The sequence below is a fragment of the Aeromonas sp. 1805 genome (assembly GCF_013085525.1).
GTDB lineage: Bacteria > Pseudomonadota > Gammaproteobacteria > Enterobacterales > Aeromonadaceae > Aeromonas > Aeromonas hydrophila.
This window is the reverse complement of sequence record NZ_CP038515.1, coordinates 4,527,571-4,544,556: the sequence shown is the minus strand read 5'-3', so window position 1 is coordinate 4,544,556 and position 16,986 is coordinate 4,527,571. Positions and strand designations below refer to the sequence as shown.

The window sequence follows — 16,986 nt, the reverse complement described above, 5'->3', positions numbered from 1 at the left end:
ACCCGAGGAACTATGCAAAATCTACTTAATCGATTGGCCGAAAAGCTTGGCCAAGGGCCTTTTGTTGCCGATGTTCAGGGCAAATATCATTTGCGACTCGATGGTTATCCTCTGTTTCTGCTACCCAGGCACAACGAACTGCTGCTGAGCACTCCCCTGGCAAGCGCCGTCACGTCTGAAGGAAAACCTTTGGATCCGGCATTGTTGAAACGCCTCTTGCAACAGGTCGTGGCCTGGGGGCGCCATGCGCCCCAGGCTCTGACTCTCGATGAACTCGGCAATCTGCAACTGGAAGCCAGGCTGGAGCTTGACGGGCTTGATGAACACCAGCTGGAAGTCTTTCTGAGCCAACACATTACCTTGCTGGAGCGGTTGGAGCCCCAGTTGAATGAGGCGGCCTTAGCCCCGGAATGGAGACAGATGATATGGCATCCGTAAACATGCAACGTCTGCTGCATCCTCTGCTATGGCTCGGCATGGGGATGATGATGTGGTCGCGTCCCACGTTGGCACAAGAGCTTGACTGGTTGCCCATGCCCTATAGCTATGTGGCGGAAGGGGAAAGCCTGCGTGATGTGCTGGTCAACTTCGGTGCCAACTACGAGGTGTCGGTCGTCGTCAGCGACAAGGTCAATGATCAGGTCAACGGCCAGTTCGAACATGATGAGCCACAGGCGTTCTTGCAGCAGCTTGCCTCTCTCTACAACCTGGTCTGGTACTACGATGGCAACGTGCTGTACGTGTTCAAGAACAGTGAAGTTCAGTCTCGTCTCATCAAATTGGCACAGACTGGTGCGGCGGAATTGCAGCAAGCGCTGCAGCGTGCCGGGATCTGGGAGGCGCGTTTTGGCTGGCGACCAGACACAGACAATCGCCTGGTCTATGTTTCCGGCCCTCCTCGCTATTTGGAGCTGGTTGAACAAACTGCCCTGGCGCTGGAACAACAGTCCCAATTGCGTAGCGAGAAGACGGGACCGCTTGCCATCGAGATCTTCCCGCTCAAGTACGCTTCCGCGACCGATCGTTCCATTCAGTATCGTGATACGGATGTTGAGGCACCCGGCGTCGCCACTATTCTCTCTCGCTTGCTCAGCGATGCTGGCGTGCAGATGGTCAATGGTGAGGGCACAAAAGGGAGCACATCCCATTCAGGGCAGGCAATCGTGCAGGCGGATCCTTCCCTTAATGCCGTGCTGGTGCGCGATGCTCCGGAGCGGATGGCCATGTATGGCAAATTGATTGCTGCACTGGACAAGCCGTCTGCCCGTATTGAAGTGGCGCTCTCCATCATTGATATCAATGCCGAGGATCTCTCCCAGCTGGGGGTAGATTGGCGAGTCGGGATCCGTACCGGCTCCAACCAGCAGGTGATCATCAAGACCACCGGCGATCGCAAAGGGATCGAGGGCGGCGCAGCCCTCGGCAGCCTGGTGGATTCCAAGGGACTCGACTATCTGCTGGCCAGAGTGAATCTGCTGGAGAACCAGGGCAATGCCCAGGTCGTCTCCCGGCCGACACTGCTGACCCAGGAAAACACCCAGGCGGTGATCGACCACAGCGAAACCTACTACGTCAAAATCAGTGGCGAGCGGGTGGCGGAGCTGAAAGGGATCACCTATGGGACCATGTTGAGAATGACGCCCAGAGTGATCCAGCTGGGAGACAGGCCGGAAGTGAGTCTGAGCCTGCATATCGAGGATGGTAATCAAAAACCAAACAGCTCGGGTCTGGATGGCATTCCCACCATCAGTCGTACCGTGGTGGATACCATAGCCCGGGTAGGGCATGGCCAGAGTCTGCTGATCGGCGGTATCTACCGCGATGAACTGAGCGAGAGCCTGAGCAAGGTGCCTTTTTTGGGCGACATCCCCTACCTGGGCGCCCTGTTTCGCAGCAAAGAGAGTCAGACACGCCGTCAGGTTCGGCTCTTCATCATCGAGCCTCGGCTGATCGACGATGGCATCGCTCACTATCTGTCGCTGGGGCATGGCCAGGATCTGCGTGCAGGTGTGCTGGGGGTTGACGAGATATCCAACCAGAGTCTCTCCCTTGGCAAGGTACTGGGAGGTGCCCAGTGTCAGCCGTTGGCGGCCGCTCGCGAGGTGCAGCAACTGATGCGCCAGGGAGGCAAGAGTTCTTCTTTGACGCAATGCCAGATGGGCAATGAACTGGGGTGGCGGCTGGTCGAAATGGGCAAGGCGCAGAAGTGTACGCCGGCATTGACCTGGTGCGTGCAAGCCGGGGATGCCCGATGAGCTGGAAATGTCGCATATACCGCGGGTTGAACCACGGCGTTGAAGTGCCCCTGCCGGAGGGGCGCCTGATAATCGGTGCCGATCCGCTGCAAGCCGACCTGGTATTGGTGGACGAGGGCATGGCGCCTGTTCATCTGATGTTGATGGTGACGGCGGAGGGCATCGTACTGCAGGAGTGGGCCGAGGGAGTGATGCCGACTCAGGATGGGGAAGAGTTGGCTGCTGGGGCTTTGCTCAAGGCGGCAACCCGGCTGGAAGCGGGCCCGCTGCTCTGGAGTTTTTGTGATAGCAGTCGTTCGTTGCCAGAACAACTTGAGCCACTGACTACCATGCAGACGGCCCTTCGCCCACCGAAACGGGCTGCACGTGCCGATGTCTGGATGGGAGGGCTATGCCTGATGTTGATCATCGCCGTGCTGGCACTGCTAGGGCATGGCTGGTGGCAGGGGAGCAGTGAAAATGATGCGGCACGCCAGGAGCAGGCTCTGAAGCGTTTCCTTGTGGCACCAGCCTATCAGCAGGTCACACTGATTAACGATGCCCATGGCATTTGGCAGCTGGCTGGTTATGTCGATGAGAACAGCACGCGACTAGCCTTGCAGCAGTATCTGGAGGGGAACGGTTTCAATTATCGGCTGGACGTTCGCACCATGGAGGATCTGCGTCAGGGGGCCGGTTTCATCTTGCAAAAGCTGGGGTATGAGCGACTCCAGATCCGCAATGGCAAGGAACCTGGCTGGCTGCGGCTAAGTGGCGAGATTGATACGCAGGACCCGAAGTGGAGCACGCTTGATACGCTACTAAGGCAAGAGGTGCCCGGTGTGCTGGGGATTGAGAATCAGGTTCAGGTGGCAGGGGCCTATCGTAAACGACTCGATGACCTGCTGCAGGAGCAGGGGTTGGCCGGGCTGTTGCGCGTGGTTGAAACCAGCGGCCGTATCGAGGTGTCCGGTCAGCTGGACAGTGCCCAGCTTGCGAAGTTTCAACTGGCCCAGCAGCAATTCAAGCGCGAGTTCGGTTCCCACCCTGTGCTGGAGCTGGTCAATCAGGAGCGGATCCCCCGTCAGGATGAGCTGGAGTTTGAGGTACGCAGTGTCTCGTTTGGCCGGATTCCTTACGTGACCCTGGCGGATAACCAGCGTTATCCAATCGGCGGGGCGACTGTCAACGGGGTTCGCGTATTAGCGATTCGTCCTGATGCCGTGGTGGTCAGCAAGGGCAAACAGCAATACATCGTCAAGTTAAAAGGAGTCGAGCGTCATGATGACCAATTTGGAAACGCGACTGTCCGGCGCTGATCCGGTATTTGCCCGCGAGCTGCATGCGCAGCTTGTCCAGGCGCTGGGTGACGTGAAGCGGCAACTGCTGCGCGGGGGTACCCAGCAGCAGTATCAGCAGTGGCAACAGGAAGCCGACGCCATCGAGGCGGGGCTCAAGATTATTGGCAAGATAGAGGAGCACAACCATGGCTGATTACTTCGAGTACAAGAATACGAGTTCCATTACCCTCGACCAGGTAGCATCAAACCTCTCCACACAGGCCAATGCCGCCAATAAAGAGGTCAAAGCGGCAATCGAGGACATGAAAAATGCCTCTGACAACCCGGCCCTGCTGGCCGAACTGCAGCACAAGATCAACAAATGGTCGGTGGTGTACAACATCAACTCTACCGTGACGCGGGCGATGAAAGACTTGATGCAGGGCATTTTACAGAAGATCTGATGATGAACGTTCAACTGAAAAAACAACTGGCAGAACTGGCCCTGGCTGGAACAGGTCATCATTGCCACCAGGAGGCTGCATCCATTGCCGGCTGGCTGGCGCAAGAGGAGTGCATGGCCGAATGCGTCACGTTGATCCGCCTCTCATCCTTGATGAATCAAGGGGATTATCAGAGCGCACTGCTGCTGGAAACCTCGCACCACTCTGCGGATGTTGAACCCTGGTTCGCCCTGTGTGAATGGCGGCTCGGCATGCACGATGAGCTGGTATTGCGCTTGGCAAGGCTGGAAGCGAGCGGTCAGCCCTCCCTGTGTCAGTTTGCGGCCGGCTTGCGTGAGCAGATGGCGTCATGAAAATTGAAGGCAGTGAGCATCCACCCCGAAGTGGATTTGCCGATACCGAACCACTTCCCAGGCAACAGACTCAACATCAGTTTGAACGGCTGCTGGCAAAAGCAGATGAGCCTACCCTGTTCAGTCGCTGGCAGCAGGGGGCTGGGCTTGAGACCCTGCTTGAGGGTGCTTCGCCTTCTGCCCAGCGGGACCTGCTCTGGCAGATCCATCAGCAGGGAGGAGAGCATGCCCAGGCGGTTGGCAAGCGACTGTTCCAGCCTGTCACCGACAAGTTGGTGGCACATTTTTCCGGCCGTCAGCTGCCTGTCGTTGCTGCCATTGACCAGCCTGAGCTGCGTGCGCTAATGCGAGAGTTTGATCCACTGTCATCACGGCGGGAGACGGTGCTGCTGAACGTGATGGCAGACATCAAGAAGGCTGCCAATGGAACTCAGGTTGACTTGGCATATCTCGAGGAATTGGCTCGTCGTGAGCTGATGACGTTGATCCCGCTTAACGGCGTGGTGAACAACCTGATACGGCATTCACACAAACTTGATCTGGAGGCGTAATGGAGATTACCCAGTCAGCCCAGGCGGTCGTGACCAGCCTGGATGAGTTGAAAACGGCGGACACAGCCTCTTCCCAAGTTGCCAGCTTTGAACAGGCGATGAGTACTCCATCCCAGGGCATAGGCGGTTCTTTGCTTGGTGAGCTGGGGGAAATAAAGCAGCAGTTTGTTGAGGCCAAGGAGAGCCTGCGGGCCGAGCTGTCTACGCCGGGAGACGATCCCAACAGCCTGATGCAGATGCAGTGGGCGCTGATGCGTATCACCATGCAGGAAGAGCTGATTGCCAAGACAGTTGGCAAGATGAGTCAGAACGTAGAAACCCTGTTGAAGACCCAGTGAGGTAGTGTGAAGAGATCGATGCTGATGGGGGTGTTGTGCACCTCACTGCTGCTAGGTGGCTGCAAAGTGGAGCTCTATACCGGAGTCAGTCAGAAAGAAGGCAATGAAATGCTGGCGTTGCTGCGGACCGAGGGGATCTCCTCAGACAAACAACCGGACAAGGATGGCAATATCAAGTTGTTGGTGGAGGAGTCCGATGTAGCGCAAGCCATCGAGGCACTCAAGCGCAAGGGCTACCCGCGGGAGAGTTTCTCTACCTTGCAGGACGTATTTCCCAAGGATGGTCTCATCTCTTCGCCTACCGAAGAGCGGGCGAGGCTCAACTACGCCAAAGCCCAGGAAATTTCCCATACCCTCTCGGAGATCGATGGCGTATTGGTCGCGAGAGTACACGTGGTGCTGCCTGAAGGAAATGAAGGGATCAGCAAGAAACCCTCACCTGCTTCGGCATCCGTTTTCATCAAGCATGCCGCCGACATCCAGCTGGACAGCTATATTCCGCAGATCAAGCAGCTGGTCAACAACAGCATTGAGGGGTTGGCTTACGATCGGATCAGCGTAGTGCTGGTACCTTCGGCCGATATTCGCCAGATGCCTCTGGTATCGCGAAACACCAGCCTCTTCTCCATCGAGGTGAGTGAGTCGTCGAAGTGGCGGCTGGCAGGGCTGATTGCCCTGTTGTTGATGCTGGTCGTGACCACCAATCTGGCCCAGTACATGTGGCACCGGAGCCGGAGTCGTTGATGACGGTAGGCCTGACACCTTATCAATTGCGCTTCTGTCCGGCAGCCTATCTTGATGACGGCCATTTTCCCGATTCATGGCGCTGGCTGCAGGATGCACTGCCTGACTGGCGTACCCACCCCGCCGTTAATGAAGCGCTGCTTGAGGAGCTGGCCTTGGACATTGCCTATGAGTCGCCCTCATCCCTTGGCGGCTTGGCATTATTCCCCCAGTCTGAGCTAGCGAGTACCTTGTCACACCTTGGCGCCGTGTTGCATGGGGAGGCCATTCGTCATTGTCTGCAGGGGACCACGCTGCGCCATATCATCGGCTTGTTGGGGGAAGAGGGGCACAGGAATCTGCTGTCCCAGCTTGATCTGTTGATCGGCCCCTGGCCTGCAGGCTGGCAGCAGCCGTTGCCGTTTGAACTGAATGGCTCTTATCTGGAAGCGGCTGGCTTGCAATTCTGGTTGGCAGCCGCAGGGAATGTTGAACCTGGCTGGGCTCGCAGGCTTTCCCTGCGTCTTCCTCCATCATCCACCGTACCATCCTGGCATCTGGCGAGTGAGTCGTTGCCACTGGCTCGGGCGCTCTGTCTTAAAATCGCCAAACAGGTCACACCACAATGCTGCCATTTGTTGAAATAAAGAGTGAACACCTGCAACTGGAGCCTGGTCAGCGGATCCTGCGCAGTCAGGATTACCAATCTTATCTGAGTGCCCAGGCACTGGTTGAGGCGGCCAGGGAACAGGCGGCCGAGATTGTGCAGGAAGCTCGTACCGTGTACGAGCAACAGCGCGAGCTTGGTTGGCAAGCTGGCATGGAGCAGGCTCGCCGTGAACAGGCGGTGTTGATCCACCAGACTCAACTGCAGTGCCAAGAGTACTATCGCACTGTAGAGCAGCAGATGAGCGAGGTGGTGTTGCAAGCCGTGCGCAAGATCCTGCATGACTATGACCAGGTTGCATTGACTCTCAAGGTAGTGCGCGAGGCACTCTCGTTGGTGAGCAACCAGAAGCAGGTCACGGTGCGGGTGCACCCTGAGCAAGTCACGGCGGTACGGGATCAAATCGCCAGGGTACACAAGGATTTCCCGGAGATCGGTTATCTGGATATTTCCGCCGATGCCCGGCTCGATCAGGGGGGGTGTATCCTGGAAACCGAAGTGGGGATCATTGATGCCAGTCTGGATGGCCAGCTGGAGGCACTGTCACGGGCCATTTCCATGACGCTTGAGCGGGGCGACCATTCTGCGCATTAATCTGTACCATGTCAGGTGATTTGCGCCACAGTGCATATGTCACTCTGCTGCCGCTGTTGCAGGCGCCAGAGGATGCGGTCCCCGTCCGGAATGGCAATCTATTTGTCTGAAAATCACCGCTGATGATGGAGTTGAGCACCTCCGCCATCTTCAGAAAAAGCCCCCGGCAACTTGGTTGCCGGGGGCTTTTTGCTATCCGGGGGCCGGTGTTTTCGGGTCATGGCACCGTGGTGGATGGCGGCGGCTTGTACCTGCAGAGGATCAGCAGGGTGAGCAGGCAGCAGGCGGCACCGGCGTAGAAGGTGAAGGCAGGGCCCAGATGGTCCCACAGCAGGCCGGCCAGCAGGCTGGCCAGCAACATGGCGAGGCCGCAGACGAGGTTGAAGAAGCCAAACGCGCTGCCGCGCAGATCCGCCGGGGCCGTGGCGGCCACCATGGCGGCCAGCAGCCCCTGGGTCATCCCCATGTGCAAGCCCCACAGTGCCACCCCCACCAGCAGCACGCCCCAGTGGGTGCTGGCCGCCAGCACCAGATCGGCGGCAATCAGCACCAGCAATCCCCAGATCAGCAGGGTGCGGTGGCTCATGCGATCCGAGAGGCGGCCAAACGGGTAGGCGCTGAGGGCATAGATCAGATTCATCGCCACCATGACCAACGGCACCAGTGCCAGCGCCATGCCGCTTTGCTGGGCACGTAGCACCAGAAAGGCTTCGCTGAAGCGGGCCAGGGTAAACAGGGCGCCGATCAGCAGCACCCAGCAATAGGGTTTACCCAACCTGAGCAGGTTGTCGCGTCGCAGGGGGTTGCGGCGCTTGCGCCGGTCGCTCTCTTTGGGTTCCCGCAGGCCGATGGCGAGCAGGGCAACCGAGGCCAGCCCAGGAATGACCGCCAGCCAGAAGATGGCGCGAAAATCATCGTGCCAGAGCAGCATCAATCCCACGGCCAGCAGTGGCCCCAGCAGGGCACCGACCGTGTCGAGGGACTGGCGCAGGCCAAAGGCGGCGCCGCGCAGCTCAAGGGGGGTGAGGTCGGCCACCAGCGCATCGCGGGGGGCGCTGCGAATGCCTTTGCCAATTCTGTCCAGCAGGCGGGCGGTCAGTATCAACCCGCTGCCAGTGGCGATGGCGAACAGCGGCTTGGTCAGGGCTCCCAGCCCGTAACCCAGCAAAGCCAGCCCCTTTCGTCTCCCCAGATAGTCGCTCAAGGTGCCGGAGAAGACCTTGACCATCAGTGCCGTGGCCTCCGCCATCCCTTCGATGAGCCCGATGGTGAGGGCGCTGCTGCCGAGCACCGTCACCATGAACAGGGGCAGCAGGCTGTGGATCATCTCGGACGAGATGTCCATCAGCAGGCTGACGAAGCCCAGCACCCAGACCCCGCGCGGGATCTGGCGGGAGGGTGGGGCCGGGTCTTGTCTGTTGCCTGTCGTCATCGGGGGGAGCCTTGCCTTGCATCAATTCCCACAGAGCATAGTCAGCCCGGCGACCCAGAGGCGGCCGGGCTGACTTGCTGCGTGATTACTGTTCGATATCGAGCTCAGCCCGAACCGGTTGCCGGTTGCGCAGGGTCGAGATCAGCACCAGCGCGGCGATGGCTGCCAGCAGGGTGAAGGAGGCAGAGTAACGGCTCAGCTCCAGCCCGCCCTTGCTGAGCGGCTTGTCCAGAAAATCCCCCACCACGGCTCCCAGCGGCCTGGTCAGAATGAAGGCGGCCCAGAACAGCAGGGTCCGCGACACCCGGGTCAGGTAGTAGGTTGCCACGATGGCGGCCAGCATGCCGCCGAACAGCACGGCACTGCCTGCATAACCAAAGCCGGCCTCGTCTGCAGTCCAGTCACCCAGTGCGGTACCCAGCGTCTGGGAGAACATGATGGTGACCCAGTAGAACAGCTCGGTGCGCGGCGTGGTAATGCTGCCGGTGGAGATGCTGCCCTGCAGCCGATACCAGAGCAGGAAGGAGCCCATCAGCAAGGCCAGCAGCAGGGTGGAACCACCGGCATAGCCCAGCCCGAGCGAGCGATCGGCAAAGTCTGCCAGGGTGGTGCCGACCGTGGTGGTGGCGATGATGGTGGTCCAGTAAAGAAGGGGGTTATAGGAGGTTGCCGCGATCTGCGCGCTGACCGACACGAAGAAAATCACGGCAAAGATGGCCGTGCTCACCAGATAACCGAGTTCCATCGACATGGAGACGGCGTCACCCCCCGTCTCCCCCAGGGTGGTCGCCAGAATCTTGATGACCCAGAACGCCAGGGTGATCTCTGGCACCTTGCTGATTGCTGCGCTGTTGTGCATGTTAACCCTCTCTCGCATCTGTCGTGTGACGAGGACTCGTCAGGGAACAGCCTCGCCGAGCAGTCTTAAGCAAAACTTAAGGACGAGCGGCCGTCTTGAAAAAGAGTGGTGCGAGCGCGAGGCGGAGAGGTGAGTCGTATATGCATGGCTGTTTTTTGAGCGGTTGCATAACACGGGTATCTTAATTTTTCCTTAAGTATCGTCGGCTAGGCTGTCAGTTTGCTGATGATTGTTGATATACATCACATTATTAAAGATATTTGAAAATAGTATATTTGGTGTTTTCAGCACGCTGTTACTATCCGGCGCCAAATATCGGCGTGTCGACTCTGGTTCGGCTATTTCGACGTGTAATAAAGAAGCGTAACAGGGAGATATGCATGCCTTCTTTTCTTAGAATAAGAATTGTTCCATTTATTTTGTTGTTGGCATTTATCTTTGCCTTCTTGCTCAACTGGCCAGTCCTGCTGCATTTTTATGAAATATTGACGCAGCTTGAGCATTTTAAAATCGGGTTTGCCATCTCCATTCCTATCGTATTGGTAGCGGCATTGAACTTTGTATTCATGCCATTCTCTGTGCGTTATTTCATCAAGCCTTTCTTTGCCTTTTTGTTTATCACCGGTGCCATTGCCAGCTACACCATGATGAAATACAAGGTGTTGTTTGATGGCGACATGATCCAGAACATCTTTGAGACCAACCAGAGCGAGGCTTACTCCTACCTGAGCGTGCCCATCGTGGTCTGGGTATTGCTGGCCGGGGTGCTGCCGGCGGTACTGCTGTTCTTCGTCAAGATAGAGTATCCGGCCAAATGGTATCAGGGCCTGTTGCAGCGCGGCCTCTCCATGCTGGCCTCGCTGGTGGTATTGGGGCTCATCGCCGCGGCCTACTATCAGGACTATGCCTCGGTCGGGCGCAACAACCAGACCCTGAACCGGGAGATCACGCCGGCCAACTACATGTACAGCACCACCAAGTATCTCTACAAACGCTATCTGGCGGAGCCGGTGCCGTTCCAGCGCATGGGCGACGACGCCAAGCGGGTGGCCGGCAAGGAGAAGCCGACCATGATGTTCCTGGTGGTGGGGGAGACGGCGCGCGGCAAGAACTTCTCCATGAACGGCTATCACAAGGAGACCAACCCCTTCACCAGCAAGCAGGCGGGGATCATCTCCTTCAACGACGTGCGCTCCTGCGGCACGGCGACGGCGGTCTCGGTGCCCTGCATGTTCTCCAACATGGGGCGCAACCAGTTCGACGGCAACCAGGCCCGCAACAGCGAAGGGCTGCTGGATGTGCTGCAAAAGAGCGGTATCTCCATCTTCTGGAAGGAGAATGATGGCGGCTGCAAGGGCGTGTGCGATCGGGTGCCGAACATGGTGGTCAAGCCCAAGGATCACCCCAAGTTCTGTGACAAGAACACCTGCTATGACGAGGTGGTGCTGGAGGGGTTGGACGACGAGCTGGCCGGCATGAAGGGGGACAAGCTGGTGGGCTTTCACCTCATCGGCAGCCATGGCCCGACCTATTACAAGCGTTATCCGGGGTCGCATCGCCATTTCCTGCCGGATTGCCAGCGCAGCGATATCGAGAACTGCACCGATCAGGAGCTGGAGAATACCTACGACAACACCATTCGCTACACCGATTTTGTGATTGCCAGCATGATCGAACGGCTGAAAAAATATGAAGACAAATACAACACGGCGCTGATCTATATTTCCGACCATGGCGAGTCACTGGGGGCATTGGGGCTTTATCTGCACGGTACCCCTTACAAGTTTGCACCGGATGATCAGACCCGGGTGCCCATGCAGGTGTGGATGTCGCCCGGTTTCTCCAAAGAGAAAGGAATGAACCTGGATTGTCTGCAGCAGAAGGCAGCCAATACCCGTTACTCCCACGACAACCTGTTCTCGTCCGTGCTGGGGATCTGGGATGTGAATACGGCGGTATATGACCAGCAGCTGGATATTTTCAGCCAGTGTCGCAGCGTGCAGTAACGTCATATTGAGATAAAGGGGAGCCTGGCTCCCCTTTTTATTTTGGCGCAGCCTGATGATGACCCGTGAGTGGCTTGCCAACCTGACCAGATGGGTCGGGTAAAGCGCGTTATCTTGTGTATGATGTCACTGCTCATTAATTGTGCTGCGCGCCGACGGGATGTGGCGGGGCTGACCGCCAGGGTAAGCGGCGAATTAATCTGCCAGCAGCTGAGTAATTTTATTTCGAGGGCAAGGCTCGTCTTTTGCAAAAAAGTCGATATAAAGTGGGATGCCATGCTGGGCGGGGGCATTTTCCGGGCAGCCAGGGCCAAACTGGCCATGTCATCAGTGCCGACCGTTCACCGCCCACGGCCCATAAAACATCTATTTGAAGGCCAAGGCGCGAAGGAGTGCGGTCTGCGCTCCCCGCTGCGGGTGGCCATGTTCAGCAACGTGACGCGCATGGCCATGGCCTCGCGTCGGTAGGGATCGGCAATGCGGCGTCATCTGTTTATCTGGTTAGGCCCGTTATGTAGCTTGTTGTTGTTGGGGGCGGCGCTGGCCGTGCTCTATCGTCTGACTCACCTCTGGCACTGGCACGACATTCGGCTGGCCATCTGGTCTTTGCCGCTGCCGCTGCTGGGCGGTGCCCTGTTGCTGACCCTGCTCAGCTATGCCTGCCTCTGCTGCTACGACATGCTGGCGGTGCACGCCCTCGGCAAGCGGCTGCCCTGGCAGCAGGTGGGGGTCACCTCGTTCATCGCCTACACCTTCTCCAATACTCTGGGTTTCGCCCTGCTGACCGGCTCGTCGGTGCGCTATCGCATCTACTCGTCGCTGGGGCTCGGCACCGGGGAGGTGGCCAGGATCATCGTCTTCTGCTCGGTGACCTTCTTCCTCGGCCTGCTGGCCTGGGGGGGCACGGCACTGCTGGTGGGGCAGGCTACCACCTTGCTGCCGGACTGGCCGCTGTGGGCCGATCAGCTGCTCAACGTGGCGGGCGCTCTGGCGCTCTTGGCGGTGCTTGGCTACCTGTTCTGGCCAAAACCTGCGCTGGTCTGGCGTGGCCACGAGCTGGTGTTGCCGGTATTCAGAACCCGGCTGCTGCAACTGCTGGTGGCGCTGCTGGACTGGATGGCCGCCGCCGCCGTGCTCTATGTGCTGCTACCGGCGGACAGCGTCTCCTATCCGGTGCTGCTCAGTGCCTTCGTGCTGGCCAGCTTCCTCGGGGTGCTGGCCCATGTGCCCGGCGGGATCGGGGTGTTCGAGGCGAGCATGAGCCTGCTGCTGGCCAAATACCTGCCGGTGGACAAGCTCTTGGCCTCCCTGCTGCTCTATCGCTGCATCTACTATGTGCTGCCTTTCCTGTGCGCCCTGCTGCTGTTCACCAGCCAGGAGCTGTTGCAGCAGAAGGCGCGCTGGAGCCGGCTGCAGGGCATCATGACTGCGGTGCGCGAGTTCCTGCCGGCGCTGATCAGCCTGGGGGCGTTCGCGGCGGGCAGCCTGCTGCTCTGCTCGGGGATGATCCCCACCATGCGCGGGCGCATCGAGATGTTCCTGCAGGTATTGCCGCTGCACCTGCTGGAGCTCTCCCATGTGCTGGGCAGCGTCAGCGGCGTGCTGCTGATCCTGCTGGCCCGCAGCCTCTACCGGCGCCACGATGCGGCGTTTCGCATCACCCAGCTGCTGCTGGGGTTGGGGATGATCTTTTCCCTGCTCAAGGGGTTCGACTGGGAGTCGGCCCTGCTGCTCGGGCTGTTCCTGCTCATCATCACTCCCTGCCGCTCACTGTTCTATCGCAAGGGCTCCCTGCTGCACGCCCAGTTCACTCCGGGCTGGCTCATTTCGGTGGGGGCCGTGCTGCTGGGGGCGCTCTGGCTGCTGCTCTTCTCCTACCGTCAGGTGGAGTATGACCACGCCCTCTGGTTCCACTTCTCGCCCCATGGCGCCGCCTCCCGCGGGCTGCGGGCCATGGGCAGCGTGGTGGCCGTGCTGGCCGTGGTCGGGGTGGCCCAGCTGCTGGCGCCGCTGCGGGTCTCCGGGCGCAAGCCGGAAGCAGAGGAGCTGGCCCGCGCCCATGCCCTGGTGCTGCGCGAGGGGGGCGGTCATGGCTACCTGGCCCAGCTTGGCGACAAGTCGCTGCTGTTTCATCCCGGCGGCGAGGCGTTTTTGATGTACGGCGTCGAGGGCAATGGCTGGATCGTAATGGGGGATCCCATCGGTCAGCCTGAGCTTATCGAGGAGCTGCTCTGGCAGTTTCGCGAGCTGTGCGACCAGCACGATGCCAGCCCGGTGTTCTACCAGGTGTCGGCCCGCTACCTGCCGCTCTACCTGGAGCTGGGCCTGATCCCGTTCAAGCTGGGGGAGGAGGCCATCGTCGATCTGGCGGCCTTCGAGCTGGCTGGCAGCCGGCTGCGCAACCTGCGCCAGAGCCATGCCAAGGGCAAGCGGGAGGGGCTGTCGTTCGAAGTGGTGGCGCCTGAATGCGTGCCTGCACTGTTACCGCGCCTCAAGGAGGTGTCTGACACCTGGCTGCAGAGCAAGCAGGGCAAGGAGAAGGGGTTCTCGGTGGGCAGCTTTGAGCCCACCTACCTCAGCCTGAGCCCGGCCGCGTTGGTGCGTCACGAGGGGCAGATCGTCGGTTTTGCCAACCTCTGGGTCAGCGACAACAAGGAGAGCCTCTCCATCGATCTGATGCGCTACAGCCTGGACACGGGCACGGCCCCCATCATGGACTTCCTGTTTGTCGAGCTGCTGCTGTGGGGCAAGGCCGAGGGTTACGCCAGCTTCAACCTCGGCATGGCGCCCATGTCCGGTTTCAACGATCACCCCCTGAGCGGCTACTGGACCCGGCTTGGCAACACCATCTTCACCCGGGGCAGCCGTTTCTACAATTTCCAGGGGCTCAGACGCTACAAGGAGAAGTTCTCGCCGGACTGGGAGCCGCGCTACCTGCTCTGTACCAGCAAGCTGGTGCTGCCGAGGGTGCTGACCAACCTGATATCCCTGATCAGCCGAGGCCCGTTCGGGCTCATCAAAAAATAGGAGTCGGCCATGAAAATCCTGTTATTGCTGCTGGCGTGCTGCGCCTTTTCGCTCTCTGCCGCGCCGGTGAAAGAGGAGTTGGGGCTGGTGGAGCTGCCGGTGGCGCAAGCCTCAAGCGCCCCCATGGTGGTGTTCATGAGCGGTGACGGCGGCTGGGCGGCGCTGGACAAGGGGCTCAGCGCCCAGCTGCAGCAGCACGGTATGCCGGTGGTGGGCTGGAGCTCGCTCACCTACTACTGGAAGAAGAAGGATCCACAGCAGGTCACCGCCGATCTGGTGCGGATCCTGGACGATTACCAGTCCCGCTGGGGGCGCCAGCGCTGGCTGCTGGTGGGCTTCTCCTTTGGTGCCGAGATTGTGCCCTTCGTGATCAACCGGTTGCCCGAGCCTTATCGCAAAAGCCTGATCGGGGCCGTGATGCTTTCTCCTTCGACCGCCTCCGACTTCGAGATCCACGTCAGCGACATGGTGACCCACGACAAGGCGGGCAGCTATCCCACCCAGCCTGAGGTCAACGCCATCCACACCCTGCCGATGCTCTGCGTGCAGGGGTCGGATGACGACTCGCCGGTGCGGCTCTGTCCTCGTCTGCAGCAGCCCAACGTGACCACGGTGACCCTGCCCGGTTCGCACCATTTCGAGGATGACTATCCGGTGCTGTTCAAGACCATTGCCAGTCATCTTTCACTGCAATAAATATCACGCGCCGGCAGGAAATATTGATTTAAATCAATGATTATTTCCTGCCGGCCCGATCCGTTCTCGCCCCGTCAGAATCTTTTTGCATTGACCTTTACAGGTGCTGATTGCTTCCCAACACTCTACTGAGCAACAACGTAAGAGTGGGGGCTACATGCGCGAACAAAAAGGCCATCTTGTTGATCAGGAAGTGGATTTCGCAGCTGATGAACAGCTGGTGTCCACCACGGATCTGCGGGGCGTGATCACCTACGCCAATGACAACTTTTGCCGGGTCGCCGGTTACAGCCGGGCCGAGCTGGTGGGGCAGCACCACAACATGGTGCGCCATCCCGATATGCCCAAGGCGGCATTTGCCGACTTGTGGGGCAAACTCAAGCAGGGCCAGCCATGGCACGGCATGGTGAAGAACCGCTGCCAGGATGGTCGCTATTACTGGGTGGATGCCTACGTCACCCCCATCTTCGAGCAGGGCAAGATCAGCGGCTACCAGTCGGTGCGCTGCCGCGCCGATCCGCAGATGAAGCAGATCGCAGCCCGTACCTATGCGCGGCTGCGGGCGGCGGAGCAGGGCGGCGGCAAGCCCAGGATTTCGCTGGCGCGGCTGCGGCATGGGGTCGCGGTGGCCGGGTTGCTGGCGCTGGGCTGGCTCGGCACCGTGCAACTGGGCGGCTGGGCCGCGCTTTACATGGCGCTGCCGCTGATCTTGCTGGGGCTGCTCTATCGCCACGAACTCATCACCACCCCTCGTTACCTGCAGCAACTGGCCGGCGAGTACGACAGCCTGACCCGGCTCATCTACTCGGGCCAGGAGCCAAGCGCCATCGCCGACTTCCACATCAAGCTGCTGCAGGCCCGTATTCGCACCGTGCTCGGCCGGGTGGATGATGCCACCCACGCCCTGCAGGATCTGGCGGTGCATCTGAAGAGCGCCTCCAGCGAGGCCAGCTCGGACATCGCCGAGCAGGATGCCCAGACCCAGCAGATGGCGGCCGCCATCACCGAGATGGCGAGCACGGCGCAGGAGATCGCCCGCAACATCCAGGACACCAACAGCCAGATTGCCGAGGCCAAGGCTCACTGCCAGCACACGGATCAGCAGTTGATCGAGACCGAGCACAAGATCACCGATCTGGCGAAGGAGGCGGAGCATGCCTTTGCCTCGGCGGTGGCGCTGGCCAGCGAGTCGGATCGCATCGGGGTGCTGATGGGGGAAATCCAGGGCATTGCCGATCAGACCAACCTGCTGGCGCTCAACGCCGCCATCGAGGCGGCCCGGGCCGGCGAACAGGGGCGCGGCTTTGCGGTGGTGGCGGACGAGGTACGCACCCTGTCTACTCGCACCCACAAGGCGACCGAACAGATCCAGAGCAGCATCGGCCAGATCCAGCGCACCCTGAACGGCTGGAAGGGGATGATGCAGAACAACCTGCAACAGACCCAGGCCTGCGTAGAGATGACCCGGATGGGGTCGGACAGCCTGCATCAGGTGCTGGCGGAGATCGAGCTGGTGATGGACTTCTCGGCCCAGATCTCGGCGGCGGCGGAAGAGCAGCAGGCGGTGGTGGAAGACATCAGCCAGAACGTCAACCTCATCTCCCAGCACTCCCATGCCAACAGCAGCAAGATGCAGGATGTCGACGAGTCGAGCGAGATCCTGCTGACCAAGGCCAGACAGCTCAAATCCCTGGGGCAGACCTTCGGCTAGCCGCCGCTGCCATCCATACAACAACAAGGCCACCTGCGGGTGGCCTTGTTG

At 59.7% G+C, this 16,986-nt stretch carries 17 protein-coding genes; 15 read left to right on the top strand and 2 right to left on the bottom strand.

Features of this window, described 5'->3' with window-relative positions:
- Positions 1-12: 12 nt before the first annotated feature.
- From E5E96_RS21085 to E5E96_RS21035, 11 genes are read left to right on the top strand one after another with little or no spacing between them, the layout of a single operon-like run.
- The gene (locus E5E96_RS21085; RefSeq protein WP_139706213.1) at positions 13-438 is read left to right on the top strand and encodes a YscB family type III secretion system chaperone; all 426 of its coding nucleotides are present in this window, start codon (positions 13-15) and stop codon (positions 436-438) included.
- Complete coding sequence (gene sctC / locus E5E96_RS21080; protein ID WP_171283070.1) at positions 411-2,255, top strand: type III secretion system outer membrane ring subunit SctC; 1,845 nt, start codon at positions 411-413, stop codon at positions 2,253-2,255. The genes E5E96_RS21085 and sctC overlap by 28 nt, the downstream gene beginning before the upstream one ends.
- Positions 2,252-3,553 (top strand): type III secretion system inner membrane ring subunit SctD, encoded by a 1,302-nt coding sequence (gene sctD, locus E5E96_RS21075; RefSeq protein WP_171283069.1) that lies wholly within the window; start codon positions 2,252-2,254, stop codon positions 3,551-3,553. Before sctC ends, sctD begins: the two co-directional genes overlap by 4 nt.
- Complete coding sequence (locus E5E96_RS21070; protein ID WP_017408037.1) at positions 3,516-3,728, top strand: EscE/YscE/SsaE family type III secretion system needle protein co-chaperone; 213 nt, start codon at positions 3,516-3,518, stop codon at positions 3,726-3,728. The genes sctD and E5E96_RS21070 overlap by 38 nt, the downstream gene beginning before the upstream one ends.
- Positions 3,721-3,978, top strand: coding sequence for a type III secretion system needle filament subunit SctF (gene sctF / locus E5E96_RS21065; RefSeq protein ID WP_017408038.1), 258 nt, complete (start codon positions 3,721-3,723; stop codon positions 3,976-3,978). The genes E5E96_RS21070 and sctF overlap by 8 nt, the downstream gene beginning before the upstream one ends.
- Positions 3,978-4,331: a YscG family type III secretion system chaperone gene (locus E5E96_RS21060; protein ID WP_216368116.1), complete on the top strand. Its 354-nt coding sequence runs from the start codon at positions 3,978-3,980 to the stop codon at positions 4,329-4,331. The genes sctF and E5E96_RS21060 overlap by 1 nt, the downstream gene beginning before the upstream one ends.
- Positions 4,328-4,882, top strand: a complete 555-nt coding sequence (locus tag E5E96_RS21055; RefSeq protein WP_171283068.1) for a YopR family T3SS polymerization control protein — start codon at positions 4,328-4,330, stop codon at positions 4,880-4,882. The genes E5E96_RS21060 and E5E96_RS21055 overlap by 4 nt, the downstream gene beginning before the upstream one ends.
- Positions 4,882-5,220 (top strand): type III secretion system inner rod subunit SctI, encoded by a 339-nt coding sequence (gene sctI, locus E5E96_RS21050; RefSeq protein WP_029302735.1) that lies wholly within the window; start codon positions 4,882-4,884, stop codon positions 5,218-5,220. Before E5E96_RS21055 ends, sctI begins: the two co-directional genes overlap by 1 nt.
- Before the next feature lie 6 nt (positions 5,221-5,226).
- The gene (gene sctJ / locus E5E96_RS21045) at positions 5,227-5,964 is read left to right on the top strand and encodes a type III secretion system inner membrane ring lipoprotein SctJ (RefSeq protein ID WP_269150197.1); all 738 of its coding nucleotides are present in this window, start codon (positions 5,227-5,229) and stop codon (positions 5,962-5,964) included.
- A complete protein-coding gene (locus E5E96_RS21040) occupies positions 5,964-6,590 on the top strand; it encodes a Yop proteins translocation protein K (RefSeq protein ID WP_171283067.1) in 627 nt (208 codons plus the stop codon). Before sctJ ends, E5E96_RS21040 begins: the two co-directional genes overlap by 1 nt.
- On the top strand, positions 6,569-7,204 hold the full coding sequence (locus tag E5E96_RS21035; RefSeq protein WP_045527174.1) for an HrpE/YscL family type III secretion apparatus protein: 636 nt from the start codon (positions 6,569-6,571) through the stop codon (positions 7,202-7,204). Before E5E96_RS21040 ends, E5E96_RS21035 begins: the two co-directional genes overlap by 22 nt.
- A 217-nt stretch (positions 7,205-7,421) precedes the next feature.
- Here the strand turns inward: E5E96_RS21035 and E5E96_RS21030 are convergent, their stop codons facing one another.
- A complete protein-coding gene (locus E5E96_RS21030; RefSeq protein WP_171283066.1) occupies positions 7,422-8,636 on the bottom strand; it encodes an MFS transporter in 1,215 nt (404 codons plus the stop codon).
- Between the two features lie 85 nt (positions 8,637-8,721).
- Entirely contained in the window at positions 8,722-9,495 is a 774-nt protein-coding gene (locus E5E96_RS21025) for a hypothetical protein (protein ID WP_171283065.1), read from the bottom strand.
- 380 nt (positions 9,496-9,875) lie between these two features.
- Between E5E96_RS21025 and E5E96_RS21020 the strand changes: the two genes are divergently transcribed.
- The 4 genes from E5E96_RS21020 to E5E96_RS21005 all read left to right on the top strand — a co-directional run bounded on the left by E5E96_RS21020 (position 9,876) and on the right by E5E96_RS21005 (position 16,935).
- Entirely contained in the window at positions 9,876-11,501 is a 1,626-nt protein-coding gene (locus tag E5E96_RS21020; protein WP_171283064.1) for an MCR-3-related phosphoethanolamine--lipid A transferase, read from the top strand.
- Positions 11,502-11,978: 477 nt separating this feature from the next.
- The gene (gene mprF, locus E5E96_RS21015; RefSeq protein WP_171283063.1) at positions 11,979-14,528 is read left to right on the top strand and encodes a bifunctional lysylphosphatidylglycerol flippase/synthetase MprF; all 2,550 of its coding nucleotides are present in this window, start codon (positions 11,979-11,981) and stop codon (positions 14,526-14,528) included.
- Between the two features lie 9 nt (positions 14,529-14,537).
- Positions 14,538-15,224, top strand: a complete 687-nt coding sequence (locus E5E96_RS21010; protein ID WP_171283062.1) for an AcvB/VirJ family lysyl-phosphatidylglycerol hydrolase — start codon at positions 14,538-14,540, stop codon at positions 15,222-15,224.
- A gap of 157 nt (positions 15,225-15,381) precedes the next feature.
- Positions 15,382-16,935 (top strand): PAS domain-containing methyl-accepting chemotaxis protein, encoded by a 1,554-nt coding sequence (locus tag E5E96_RS21005; protein WP_171283061.1) that lies wholly within the window; start codon positions 15,382-15,384, stop codon positions 16,933-16,935.
- The last annotated feature ends 51 nt before the right edge of the window (positions 16,936-16,986 follow it).